Annotated in this window: 10 protein-coding genes and 1 other RNA gene; all 11 read left to right on the forward strand. The window is 61.3% G+C overall.

Annotated elements, in window-relative coordinates; genetic code table 11:
• Window positions 1-76 precede the first annotated feature (76 nt).
• The 11 genes from rsmI (at window position 77) to murG (ending at window position 12,097) form a co-directional block, all read left to right on the forward strand.
• Complete coding sequence (rsmI, locus tag F568_RS0107920; RefSeq protein WP_019018184.1) at window positions 77-931, forward strand: 16S rRNA (cytidine(1402)-2'-O)-methyltransferase; 855 nt, start codon at window positions 77-79, stop codon at window positions 929-931.
• Window positions 932-966: 35 nt separating this feature from the next.
• An RNA gene (gene rnpB, locus F568_RS23850) (RNase P RNA component class A) lies at window positions 967-1,328 on the forward strand.
• Window positions 1,329-1,361: 33 nt separating this feature from the next.
• On the forward strand, window positions 1,362-2,318 hold the full coding sequence (gene rsmH / locus F568_RS0107925) for a 16S rRNA (cytosine(1402)-N(4))-methyltransferase RsmH (protein WP_019018185.1): 957 nt from the start codon (window positions 1,362-1,364) through the stop codon (window positions 2,316-2,318).
• Between the two features lie 7 nt (window positions 2,319-2,325).
• On the forward strand, window positions 2,326-2,640 hold the full coding sequence (gene ftsL, locus F568_RS0107930) for a cell division protein FtsL (RefSeq protein ID WP_019018186.1): 315 nt from the start codon (window positions 2,326-2,328) through the stop codon (window positions 2,638-2,640).
• Window positions 2,637-4,343, forward strand: coding sequence for a peptidoglycan D,D-transpeptidase FtsI family protein (locus F568_RS0107935; RefSeq protein ID WP_019018187.1), 1,707 nt, complete (start codon window positions 2,637-2,639; stop codon window positions 4,341-4,343). The genes ftsL and F568_RS0107935 overlap by 4 nt, the downstream gene beginning before the upstream one ends.
• Window positions 4,343-5,884 carry a UDP-N-acetylmuramoyl-L-alanyl-D-glutamate--2,6-diaminopimelate ligase gene (locus F568_RS0107940; RefSeq protein ID WP_040476061.1) on the forward strand — a complete coding sequence of 514 codons (1,542 nt, stop codon included), beginning with the start codon at window positions 4,343-4,345 and terminating at the stop codon, window positions 5,882-5,884. Before F568_RS0107935 ends, F568_RS0107940 begins: the two co-directional genes overlap by 1 nt.
• Window positions 5,874-7,241 carry a UDP-N-acetylmuramoyl-tripeptide--D-alanyl-D-alanine ligase gene (locus tag F568_RS0107945; RefSeq protein WP_019018189.1) on the forward strand — a complete coding sequence of 456 codons (1,368 nt, stop codon included), beginning with the start codon at window positions 5,874-5,876 and terminating at the stop codon, window positions 7,239-7,241. The genes F568_RS0107940 and F568_RS0107945 overlap by 11 nt, the downstream gene beginning before the upstream one ends.
• Before the next feature lie 10 nt (window positions 7,242-7,251).
• Window positions 7,252-8,334 carry a phospho-N-acetylmuramoyl-pentapeptide-transferase gene (gene mraY / locus F568_RS0107950; protein ID WP_026300403.1) on the forward strand — a complete coding sequence of 361 codons (1,083 nt, stop codon included), beginning with the start codon at window positions 7,252-7,254 and terminating at the stop codon, window positions 8,332-8,334.
• Between the two features lie 69 nt (window positions 8,335-8,403).
• Window positions 8,404-9,798, forward strand: coding sequence for a UDP-N-acetylmuramoyl-L-alanine--D-glutamate ligase (gene murD / locus F568_RS0107955; protein ID WP_019018191.1), 1,395 nt, complete (start codon window positions 8,404-8,406; stop codon window positions 9,796-9,798).
• Window positions 9,795-10,991 (forward strand): putative lipid II flippase FtsW, encoded by a 1,197-nt coding sequence (gene ftsW / locus F568_RS0107960; RefSeq protein ID WP_019018192.1) that lies wholly within the window; start codon window positions 9,795-9,797, stop codon window positions 10,989-10,991. The genes murD and ftsW overlap by 4 nt, the downstream gene beginning before the upstream one ends.
• Before the next feature lie 35 nt (window positions 10,992-11,026).
• Window positions 11,027-12,097 carry an undecaprenyldiphospho-muramoylpentapeptide beta-N-acetylglucosaminyltransferase gene (murG, locus tag F568_RS0107965; protein WP_040476062.1) on the forward strand — a complete coding sequence of 357 codons (1,071 nt, stop codon included), beginning with the start codon at window positions 11,027-11,029 and terminating at the stop codon, window positions 12,095-12,097.
• Window positions 12,098-12,142: the final 45 nt, after the last annotated feature.

A 12,142-nucleotide genomic window follows, 5' to 3' on the forward strand; every position in this document is an offset into this window, starting at 1 on the left:
CCGCTAACGATGACACGGCTTGCCAAAAGCCGGCCCGGCAATGGCGAGGCGACACTTCCCTGTATGAGATCAGCACATGACCGAGTCTAGCAAGGGCACATTGTACGTGGTGGCAACGCCGATTGGTAACCTTGAGGATCTGTCGCCACGTGCTGCCGGGATATTGGAAAGCGTAGCCGTGATTGCCGCCGAAGATACCCGGCATACGGCACGACTGCTCAAGCATCTGGGAATCGAGTGCTCCCTGCTGTCGTTGCATGAGCATAACGAGGCGGGTCGTGTCGGCCAGCTCGCCGCCAAGCTTGATAGCGGCGAGGATGTCGCATTGGTCAGTGACGCGGGAACGCCGTTGATCTCCGATCCAGGATTCGTGCTGGTGCGTGCCTTGCGCGAAGGAGGCCATCGGATCGTTCCAGTGCCGGGGCCCTGCGCCTTGGTTGCGGCGTTATCCGCGGCGGGGCTGCCGACCGACCGCTTCGTGTTCAATGGTTTCTTGCCGGCCAAGCGAGGCGCGAGGCGCAGCAGCCTGGAAACTCTGAGCGAGCGGGGCGAGACTTTGGTTTTCTACGAGTCCCCGCATCGCATTCGCGATAGCCTCGAAGATATTGCGGCCGTACTTGGCGATCGCCGGGTCGTCCTGGCACGGGAGTTGACCAAGACCTTCGAGACCTTTCTTGACGGAACTGCCGAACAACTCTTGTTACTCATGGATCAGGACCCTGACCAGTCGCGTGGCGAGTTCGTCATAATGGTGGCTGGCGCGCCGCCACGAGATATCGATACCGCTAGTCTGGATGGGAAGGCGATTCTTCAAGCCCTGCTGGCGGAAGGCGTTGGGGTGAAGCAGGCCGCTGCCGTCGTGGCGCGCCTGCTCGGTGGTCGCAAGAAGGCGTGGTACGAGAAAGCACTGTCGCTGAGGGCCGACGGTTGAGGGGCGGCTTAGGCGCTGGTATTCTTGCGCGCTTGGGAGTTGGCCAGACAGTCGCCGCCGGGCTCGTTTCGATGAGTGCCGGGGGAGGAAAGTCCGGGCTCCGTAGGGCAGGGTGCCAGGTAACGCCTGGGCGGCGCGAGCCGACGGAAAGTGCAGCAGAGAGTAGACCGCCTAAGCAGCGCAAGCTGCCGGCAAGGGTGAAAGGGTGCGGTAAGAGCGCACCGCACGGCTGGCAACAGTCCGTGGCATGGTAAACCCCACCCGGAGCAAGACCGAATAGGCCCCCGATGCTGTGGCCCGCAGTGGGGGCGGGTAGGTCGCTTGAGCCCAGTGGTAACGCTGGGCCTAGATGAATGACTGTCCGCGACAGAACCCGGCTTATCGGCCGACTCCCATCCCACAATTTTCGCTTCGCCGTATCGAGACCCGCATGCCGCATCGTGCCAACGCTTCGTCTTCGCCCGACTACCGTCATGCCAGTGTTCTGCTCGATGGCGCCGTCGATGCGCTGATTCACGATCCCGCCGGGATCTACCTCGACGGCACGTTCGGGCGCGGCGGGCATTCCCGCGCGATTCTCGAACGGCTGTCGCCTGAGGGCCGTCTGGTCGCTATCGATCGCGATCCGCAGGCACTCGCGGAAGCCCGTCGTATCGATGACCCTCGTTTCTCGATCCATGCCGACACCTTCGGCCGCCTTGGTGAACTGGCCGAGACATTAAGCGTACACGGACGTCTCGCTGGCGTACTCCTCGATGTTGGGGTGTCATCGCCACAGCTCGATGACCCTGAGCGCGGCTTTAGTTTTCTGCGTGACGGTCCGCTCGACATGCGAATGGATCCTACCCAGGGTGAGACTGCCGCCGAATGGCTGTCTCGGGCCAAGGAGGCCGACATTGCCTGGGTATTCAAGACCTACGGCGAGGAGCGTTTCGCCAAACGCATGGCGCGTGCCATTGTCGAGCGTCGTCGAGAAACTCCAATCACTCGAACCGGTGAGCTGGCCGAGCTGCTCAAGGCTGCCCATCCCGCCTGGGAGAAGGGTAAACACCCAGCCACTCGAGCCTTTCAGGCGATGCGCATCCACATCAATCGCGAACTGGATGAGCTTGATACCGCGCTTGGCGCTGCACTGGAAGCCCTGATGCCGGGTGGCCGCTTGGTAGTGATCAGTTTCCACTCCTTGGAAGATAGGCGCGTCAAGCGCTTTATACGCGACCATGTGCGTGGCGATACCCACTTGCCCCGGGGCATGCCGATTCGCGAGGATCAATTGGCAAAGCGTCTGGAGACGCTGGGTAAGGCCCAGCGCCCCGGGCCGGCTGAGGTCGACGCCAACCCCCGCGCGCGCAGTGCCGTCATGCGTGCGGCGCGCAAGATCGCTTGAGGTCAGCATGGCGAATGCAGGCAAGCCATCGGCAAGTCGACATATCAAGCTGTTCGGGTGGCGTCAGCTGCTGGTCATGATATTGGTTGGACTGGTACTGGCCAGCGCCTTGGCCGTCATTACCAGTGCGCACATGACGCGCGTGCAATACGCCCGCCTACAACAGCTCGAACGTCACAAGGACAAGCTACAGACCGAGTGGGGACAATTGCTGCTCGAGGAGAGCACCTGGTCGGCGCCGTCGCGCATCGAGCGACTGGCTAGCGAGCGCCTCGACATGCATGTTCCTGAACTCAGCGAAATCAAGGTGATACGCCCATGAGTGCGGCAGGAGGCAGCTCGCCTACCCGGGCTCAGGTCGCTCCGCTGGGCTCAGGGCGCTACCGCTTTATGGTCTGCGTGGTGCTGGTTGCCCTGGCCGTTCTGGTGGGGCGTATCGTCGATTTGCACGTCATCGACCGCCTGTTCCTGCAGGGGCAGGGCGACGCCCGTACCCTGCGTGTCGAGACTATTGACGCACACCGCGGTATGGTCACAAGTCGGCATGGCGAGCCCTTGGCAATTTCTACGCCGGTCGTGAGCCTATGGGCCAACCCGCAGGAACTGCCGGCCGATGACATTCAGCGCATGATGTTGGCTCGAGCGCTCGGCATGGATCTTTCCGAACTCAACACCCGTATCGGGCGCTATGCCGAACATGAGTTTATGTATCTGCGTCGACGCATGACGCCTGCCGATGCGCAACCCATTCTCGACATGCGTCTGCCCGGGGTTTATGCGCAGCATGAATACAAGCGCTATTACCCGTCTGGTGAAGTGACCGCCCAGTTGGTTGGTGTCACCAACATCGATGACAAGGGGCAGGAAGGGGTTGAGCTCGCCTATAACAGCTTCCTGGCTGGCCAGCCTGGCAAGCGTCGGGTACTCAAGGATCGCAAGGGGCGTCTGGTTCGCGACCTTCACCTTCTCAAGGAAGCCAAGCCGGGAGGCAACCTGGCCCTCTCCATCGATCTGCGCCTGCAGTACATGGCCTATCGCGAACTCAAGGCGGCGGTGGACGAGAACAATGCCGACGGTGGCACGTTGGTGATGATGGATGCGCGGACCGGGGAAGTCCTGGCGATGGCTAACCTGCCGTCCTATAACCCGAACAATCGTGCCGAGCTCGATGCCAACGGCCTGCGCAACCAGGCAATTACAGACGCTTTCGAGCCGGGCTCGGTCATGAAGCCACTGGCCATGTCTGCAGCGCTTGAGACCGCCAAGTTTTCACCTGAGACAGTCATCGACACGTCGCCGGGCTGGATGCGGGTCGACAATTTCACCATCCGCGACTTCCGCAACTACGGTGATCTGTCGATGGCTGGCATCTTGCTGCACTCATCGAATATCGGCATGTCGCGGGTCGTCCTGCAACTCGACGAGGATGCGGTGTGGAATCGTTATCATGCGCTGGGTCTCGGCCAGACGCCGGGGACCGGTTTCCCCGGTGAGACGACCGGCAGCCTGCCCACCCCTTACGACTGGTCGGATAGCAAGCGGGCTTCCATGTCTTACGGTTACGGTGTCGCCGTATCCGCTTTGCAGCTGGCCAGTGCCTATACAGCGATCGCCAATGAAGGCAAGCGTATGCCGCCTTCGCTGCTTAAATTGCCGTCACCGCCCGAAGGGCAACAGGTCATGGCGCCTCAGGTCGCCGACGATCTGCTGCACATGCTCGAAGCTATCGTACAGCCCAATGCGGGAGGCTCGCGCGCCGTGGTGCCGGGCTACCGGATTGCCGGCAAGACGGGGACGGTGCGCAAGGTCACCCAGGCCGGCTATCAACAAACGGCGTATCGTTCGCTGTTTGCCGGTATTGCACCGGTCACTGATCCGCAAATTGTCACCGTGGTGATGATCGATAACGCCAAGAATGGCGATTACTATGGCGGTCTGGTTGCTGCACCGGTATTTGCCCGTGTGGTGGGCAAGGCTTTGCGCCTGCTCGATGTTCTGCCCGACAAGAAGGAGGCGGTAGAGTGATTCAGGTTGACGGTAACCGCCTGTGGCAATCGATCGCCGAACTATGGCCCGGTACGCACATGCCAGATACTGGCCGGATGCGGTCTGCTTCGGCGTTGCGCCTGTGCCAGGACAGTCGTGAGGTGGCGTCAAGCGAGGTCCCGGCAATCTTCGTGGCCGTCCCCGGGGTCAACGTCGATGGTCGCCGCTACGTGAGTCAGGCATTGGCCGATGGCGCATATTTGGTGCTGGCCGAAGCATATGCAACGGGAGCCGGGACCGATGCGCCGCCGCTGCCTACCGATGAGCGGGTATTGGCGCTTCCGGACCTGGGGCGCCGGCTGGGGGAGTTAGGCAAGCACTTATTCAGTGTTCCCGAGTTGCTGGAACTTATAGGAGTGACCGGCACCAACGGCAAGAGCTCTGTCACGCACTACATCGCCGAGCTCAGCGAGTCGCTGGGTCGCCCAACCGGTGTTGTTGGCACGCTGGGCTGGGGACGGCCAGGACAGCTGACCGACAGCGGGCTTACTACCCCTGGCGCGCTCGAACTGCAATGGATGCTGGGGCAGATAGCTGCCGGTGGTATCCGGCGTGTGGCCATGGAGGTTTCTTCGCATGCCTTGATGCAAGAGCGTCTGACCGGGTGTCGCCTCGAAACGGCCGTGTTCACCAATCTGTCTCGCGATCACCTCGATTATCACGGCAGCATGGCGGCCTATGCGGCGGCGAAGGCGCGCCTGTTCCGACGCCCTGAGCTCAAGCTGGCCGTAGTCAACGGTGACGATGCGTTAACAAGACTGATGCTGGCTGGACTACCCGAGGGCGTGCGTGTACTGGCCGCCGGGCGTCAGGAAGCAACGACACTACGGGTTCTCGATTGGCAACCGCATGCTACGGGGCAGCGTGTCCTGATCGCTACCCCCGATGGTGAGCGCGCCCTGGAACTTGGTCTGATGGGCCGGTTCAATCTGGATAACGTACTGCTTGCCATAGCAACACTATACGGCTTGGGCGAGCCGCTGGAAGCCCTGTGCGAGGCGGCGAATGCACTGACTCCCGTCCCTGGCCGAATGCAGATGATAACCAAGCCGGGGCTGCCTAGCGTTATTGTCGACTATTCCCATACCCCCGACGCATTGCATAACGCCTTGTCGGCCTTACGTGACCATTTGCCCCGGCAGGGGAGGCTATGGTGCCTGTTTGGCTGCGGCGGCGATCGCGATGCCGGCAAGCGCCCGCTGATGGCCCAGGCCGTCGAGCCGTTGGCCGATCGCATCGTGATTACCGATGACAATCCACGCAGCGAGAACCCCGCAGCCATCCGGGCTCAGGTCATGGCGGGGCTATCGCCTGCCGCGAAAGCACGTGTCTGGTGTATCGACGGGCGTGGCGAGGCTATTGCAAATGTCATTGCCGAGGCCGAGCCGGAGGATGTAATCCTTATCGCCGGCAAAGGCCACGAGGCCTACCAGGAAATCCAGGGGCGTCGCCTGCCGTTTTCGGATACCGAGTGTGCCGAGGCAGCCCTGCAAGTACGTGAGGAGAGCCATGAGCAATAGCGGACTAGGCAGCCTGGCCGCAATTGCCGCAGTGCTGGGGGGAGTGTGGCGTGGCAAGGATCGGCAAGCTGGTGCCGTGACGACCGACACGCGTTCCCTAAAGCCCGGCGACATATTTCTGGCCCTGTGTGGCGAGCGCTTCGATGCCCACGACTTTCTAGCCCAGGCCCGTGAAGCCGGCGCTGTGGCAGCGATTGTGTCGCGACCGGTCGACGACCGGCTGCCCCAGATCCAGGTTACCGATACTCGTCTGGCGTTAGGCATTCTAGGGCAGGCTCGCCGCCTGGCCTGGGGTGGGCCGCTGGTGGCGGTGACTGGCAACAGCGGCAAGACGACGGTCAAGGAGATGGTGGCCGCTATCTTGCGACGGCGCGGCGAGACGTTGGCGACGAAAGGGAATCTCAATAATGACATCGGAGCGCCTCTCACCCTGTTGGGGCTCAGCCCGGCCCATCGACATGCGGTGATCGAATTGGGCGCCAATCATCTGGGCGAAATTGCATGGACCACGATGCTGGCTCGTCCTCAAGTAGCTGTGATCACCAACGTAACCGGAGCTCACGTCGGTGAATTCGGCGGCATGGGCCAGATTGCCCAAGCCAAAGGGGAAATCCTGGCCGGACTGGCGTCCGATGGTGTGGCGGTACTTAACCGCGACGATGTTTTCTATCCATTCTGGCAACGCCTCGCCGGCCAGCGGTGTGTCTTGGATTTCGGGCTATCGGCAGATGCACGAATCCAGGCGCGCGATATGGTTAACGACGAGGTCGGGCGTTATGCTTTTACGCTGGTTCAAGATGGGAAGCCTCTGGGCAGGGTGCTGCTCGGCCTGTTCGGAAAGCATAATGTGCGCAATGCGCTTGCGGCCGCGGCAGCGGCGTTGGCGCTCGAGGTGCCCGCCGAGGATGTGATAGCAGCCCTGAGCGAACTCCAGGCCATGCCCGGCAGGCTGGCCATGGTCGAAGGACTACGCGGCAGCAGGCTTCTGGATGATACCTACAATGCCAATCCCGGTGCCGTGAAGGCGGCATTGGATGTGCTGGCGCAGATGCCGGCGCCGCGCTGGTGTTTCCTGGGGGCAATGGGGGAACTCGGCGAGGCGGCTGGTTCGCTACATGCCGAGGTCGGGCATTATGCCCGTGAACGTGGTATCGATTTTCTCGGGACTCTGGGTCCCCTAGCCGAGCCAGCGGCTCGTGCCTTCGGTGAGCCAGGGTGTCATTTTACGAACTGGGACGCGCTTTTGCGCCATGCCCAAAACCATCTGCCGTCAGGGGCCAGCGTGCTGGTCAAGGGCTCGCGCAGCGCCGGTATGGAGAGACTGGTGGCCGAGCTGCGTGCGGATGCATCAAGGTGAACGCTATAACATGCTGCTTTATTTGGCTGAATTTCTTGCTCAGTATCAAAACGCTTTTACCGTCTTCGATTACCTGACCCTTCGCATCATTCTGGGCACGCTGACAGCATTGCTGTTGTGCCTGTGGTTTGGGCCGATGATGATTCGTCGACTGGTCGAGCGCCAGATCGGTCAGGCCGTGCGCGACGATGGTCCGCAGTCACACCTTTCCAAGGCGGGCACGCCGACCATGGGCGGTGCAATGATCCTGCTGGCCATGGCGATCAGTACGCTGCTATGGGGAGATCTGGGCAACCATTATGTCTGGCTGGTGCTGGTCGTGACGCTGGGCTTCGGCGCGATTGGCTGGGTTGACGACTATCGCAAGGTCGTAGAGAAGAATCCGCGCGGTTTGCCGGCACGCTGGAAGTATTTCTGGCAAACCGTGCTCGGCATCGGTGCAGCGGTGGTTCTCTACTACACCGCGGCCAGTCCGGTGGAGACCAGCTTGATCGTGCCGCTTTTCAAGGAAGTCGTGATTCAGCTCGGTCTGTTCTACATCGTGCTGACGTATCTGGTCATCGTAGGTAGTTCCAATGCCGTCAATCTCACCGATGGGCTCGACGGGTTGGCAATTATGCCCACCGTCATGGTGGCCATGGGCCTGGCAGTGTTCGCCTATGCCAGCGGTAACGCGGTATTTGCTGACTACCTGCACATTCCCATGGTTCCCGGTGCGGGCGAATTGGCAGTATTCTGCGGCACCATAGCGGGGGCGGGCCTAGGCTTTCTATGGTTCAACACATACCCGGCGCAGGTGTTCATGGGCGATGTGGGGGCCCTTGCCTTGGGGGCGGCTCTCGGCGTCGTGGCGGTCATCGTGCGCCAGGAAATCGTGCTTTTCGTGATGGGCGGCGTCTTTGTCATGGAAACCGTGTCGGTAATCCTTCAGGTCGGCTCCTACAAGCTGACCGGACGGCGCATTTTCCGCATGGCGCCGCTGCATCACCATTTCGAACTCAAGGGCTGGCCTGAGCCTCGTGTCATTGTCCGTTTCTGGATCATTACCGTGGTGCTGGTACTGATGGGACTGGCGACTCTGAAGATCCGTTGATACCTGGCCCCGTTGCGTACGGCAGCGCGCATGGTGCTTTTCCTTTCCGAACTGATCGCTTGAGGTGTAATGCTGGTGGCGCGCGGACAAACCCTAGTCGTCGGGCTTGGCGTATCAGGGCGGGCGATAGCCCGCCACTTGGTACGTGAAGGTGCTTCCTTCACGGTGGCCGATACCCGAAAGATCCCGCCGGGGCTCGATGAATTCCGAAACGAGTTCCCACAGGTGAGGGTGCATTGTGGTCCTCTGTCCGAGATCGATCTCGAATCGTTCGAAGAAATTGTGCTGAGCCCCGGCGTGGATCCTCGCTCACCCGGACTGGAGAGCTTTTGGGAACGGTCTCGACAGCAAGGTTCTGCGCTGAGCATCGTGGGTGAAATTGCATTGTTCACAAGAGCCTGCAGCGCGCCGATTGCGGCGATTACCGGGTCCAATGCCAAATCCACCGTCACCACGCTGCTCGGCGAGATGGCTCACGAGGTGGGGCTCAATGCCGCGGTGGGGGGGAACCTGGGGACTCCCGCCCTCGATCTGTTGCATGCCCAGCCCGATGCCGAACTCTTCGTTCTTGAACTATCGAGTTTCCAGTTAGAGACGACCCCCTGCCTGGGGGCGACGACCGCAGCTTTTCTCAACCTGTCGGAAGATCACCTGGACCGGCACGGCGACATGGCCGGCTACCGTGCCGCCAAGCTCGGCATCTTTCGCGGAGCGAAGCATGTCGTCGTCAATGCCGAAGACAACATGACGTGGCCCGATGACAAGGACTTGCCGGTCGATTGCTTCACCATAAAGCCGCCTCAGGGGCCGCAGTGGGGCATTGCCGTCCATGATGACGGTGGCGGCAAGGCACCTTGGCTGATGCATGGCTCCAGGCCATTGATGGCTGTGGATGAGTTGCGTTTGCCAGGTCGACACAATCAGGCCAACGTGCTGGCGGCACTGGCCATGGGGACACGCCTCGGATTCCCTCTGGAAGCCATGCGGCGTGTGCTAGCTCGCTTCCCGGGCCTGCCTCACCGCGGGCAACTGGTGGGGGCAGTCGACGGTGTGCGCTGGGTCAACGATTCCAAGGGCACCAATGTTGGGGCTACCCTGGCGGCGATCGATGGCTTGGGCGCCACTCTCGAAGGAAAGTTGATCTGGTTGGGTGGTGGAGTCGGTAAGGGGGCAGACTTCACGCCCTTGGCTGAGCCGCTGGCTCGCCATGCGCGAGAGGCCATCGTCTTTGGTGCCGATGCGCCGCGCCTTGTCGAATCGCTTTCCCCCAGTGTCCCTGTCGTTCGGAAAGACTCCCTGGAGCAGGCCCTCGAGCGAGCAGCCTCCATTGCGCGACCCGGGGATTGCGTTCTTCTGTCACCTGCCTGTGCGAGTCTCGATCAGTTCGCCAACTACATGGCTCGGGGTGAGGCCTTCTGCGAATGGGTGGAACGCCACCTTGAATTCCGGGAGAAGGGCGCATGACATTGGGACGTTTGCAGCGCATTAGGCAGCGCCTGTCCACCCAGGGGCAACCCTTTGATGGCTGGCTGCTGCTGGCTGCCGTAGCGCTGCTGCTGATCGGGCTGGTCATGGTCACGTCGGCCTCGACCGAGGTGGCAACAGGGTTGACGGGCAATCCTTTTTATTATGGTCTCCGGCATGGGGTGTTCGTACTCATCGCTAGCCTGGTGGCGGTGGGGGTGCTCTATGTGCCTTTGTCGGCATGGCAACGCAATGGTCCTTGGTTACTTCTGGCTGGGCTCTTCCTGCTGATCGCGGTATTAATCATCGGTACCGAGGTCAACGGCAGTAAACGCTGGATTCCGCTGGGACCAATCAATATTCAGGCCTCGGAAGTAGCCAAGCTCTTTCTCATTGTTTATGTCGCGGGCTATCTGGAGCGATTCCTTCCCGGCGTACGTAAGTCCTGGTGGGAGTTTCTCAAGCCGCTGATCATCCTGATGCCGATAGGCATACTGTTAATCCTCGAGCCCGATTACGGCGCCCTAGTGGTAATGACCGGCTGTGTCATGGGGATGCTGCTGCTAGCGGGAGCTCCAATGATCCGCTTCATCCTGTTGCTCAGCGTAGTGCTGGCGCTGGGCGTGTACGTGGCTATCGCCGAGCCTTACAGGCTCGAGCGCATCACCAGTTTTGCCGACCCTTGGGCCGACATGTATGACTCGGGATATCAGCTGACCCAGGCGCTGATTGCCTACGGACGCGGCCAATGGTTGGGATTGGGGCTAGGTGACAGCGTCCAGAAACTGTTCTATCTGCCCGAGGCCCACACCGATTTCGTATTCGCCGTGATTGCTGAGGAGTTGGGGCTGGTCGGGGCGATTACCGTCGTCGGCCTGTTCGCCTTGCTGGTTTATCGCGCGTTGCATATCGGCAGGCAGGCGGAACTGCAACGATTGCCGTTTGCTGCGTATCTCAGCTACGGTATCGGGCTGGTCTTCGGCGCCCAGGCGTTCATTAACATCGGGGTGAGTACCGGCATACTGCCCACCAAGGGATTGACTTTGCCCTTGTTGAGCTATGGAGGATCCAGCCTGGTCGTCAGCTGTGTCATGGTGGCGTTGTTACTGCGTGTCGACAACGAGACGCGTCGGCGTCGACAAGCGCCGGCTCCGGCTCCGGCCAAACGACTACAAGGAGCGGCTTCCCAGTGAAATCTCAGGCAGTCCAGTCGCGTCGGGCATTGATCATGGCTGGCGGAACCGGGGGGCACGTCATCCCGGCCTTGTCGCTGGCACGTGCCTTGCAAACGCGGGGTATCGACGTTGAGTGGCTGGGAAGTCCACGGGGTATTGAAAACCGTCTGGTTCCCGAGGCGAACATTCCTCTGCACTGTATCGATGTCGCCGGATTACGTGGCAATGGGGCAGCGGGGTGGCTAACCGCTCCCTGGCAGCTTGCCCGCGCTATCGGACAAGCGCGCCGTGTCATCCAGCGCTACGACCCACAGCTTGTGGTGGGCATGGGGGGATTCGCAAGCGGGCCTGGAGGTTTGGCAGCCTGGCTGTCCCGGCGACCATTGGTCATTCACGAGCAAAATGCGGTGGCCGGCATGACTAACCAGGCCTTGTCCCGCCTGGCAACGCGAGTCTACGCCGCTTTTCCCGGGGCCTTTCGCAAGGCAGGCAAGTCGCACCGGGAAATCATCATCGGCAACCCCGTGCGTGATGAGATCGCAACCTTGGGTGTCACGCCGCGACAGGCCGATGCCATGCAGGGGCGGCGCTTGCGTCTGTTGGTGGTAGGAGGGTCGCTGGGCGCTGTAGCGCTTAATGAATGCCTGCCCCAAGCGCTGGCATTAGTGGCTGAAGCGCAGCGCCCCGAAGTACGTCATCAGGCCGGTCGCGGTAAGGAGGAGGTCACTCGCCAAGGCTATGATACCGCCAACGTCGAAGCCGAGGTCAGCGACTTCATCGTCGACATGGCAGCCGCCTACGATTGGGCCGATGTGGTAGTGTGCCGAGCCGGTGCGTTGACCGTCGCCGAACTTGCTGCCGCTGCGAAACCGGCGCTTTTTGTCCCGTTTCCGCATGCCGTCGACGATCATCAGACGGCCAATGCCCAGCATTTGGTCAATGCCGGTGCAGCGCACCTGATACCCCAGACTACTCTGAGTGCGGAGGGCCTCGCCATGTCGTTGACCTCCATGCTCGATCCTGACGTTCTTGCCACCATGGCCGGTGCCGCACGCGCCTGTGCTCATCTGGACGCGGTTGAGCGCCTGGTGGCGGGTTGCTTGGAGATAGGTTTTGAGCGATAGCGAATTTCCTTCCGTGCCGGGCCAGGCACGCCGCAACGGGCTGGG

Source organism: Modicisalibacter luteus DSM 23508 (assembly GCF_000378505.1).
Taxonomy (GTDB): Bacteria; Pseudomonadota; Gammaproteobacteria; order Pseudomonadales; family Halomonadaceae; genus Modicisalibacter; species Modicisalibacter luteus.

Excerpts from the sequence above, each read along its gene's own strand:
- F568_RS0107945 (WP_019018189.1), top strand. The coding sequence starts at position 5,874 with ATGAGCAATAGCGGACTAGGCAGCCTGGCCGCAATTGCCGCAGTGCTG.
- mraY (WP_026300403.1), top strand. The coding sequence starts at position 7,252 with ATGCTGCTTTATTTGGCTGAATTTCTTGCTCAGTATCAAAACGCTTTT.
- murD (WP_019018191.1), top strand. The coding sequence starts at position 8,404 with ATGCTGGTGGCGCGCGGACAAACCCTAGTCGTCGGGCTTGGCGTATCA.
- murG (WP_040476062.1), top strand. The coding sequence starts at position 11,027 with ATGGCTGGCGGAACCGGGGGGCACGTCATCCCGGCCTTGTCGCTGGCA.
- F568_RS0107935 (WP_019018187.1), top strand. The coding sequence starts at position 2,637 with ATGAGTGCGGCAGGAGGCAGCTCGCCTACCCGGGCTCAGGTCGCTCCG.
- rsmH (WP_019018185.1), top strand. The coding sequence starts at position 1,362 with ATGCCGCATCGTGCCAACGCTTCGTCTTCGCCCGACTACCGTCATGCC.
- rsmI (WP_019018184.1), top strand. The coding sequence starts at position 77 with ATGACCGAGTCTAGCAAGGGCACATTGTACGTGGTGGCAACGCCGATT.
- ftsW (WP_019018192.1), top strand. The coding sequence starts at position 9,795 with ATGACATTGGGACGTTTGCAGCGCATTAGGCAGCGCCTGTCCACCCAG.
- ftsL (WP_019018186.1), top strand. The coding sequence starts at position 2,326 with ATGGCGAATGCAGGCAAGCCATCGGCAAGTCGACATATCAAGCTGTTC.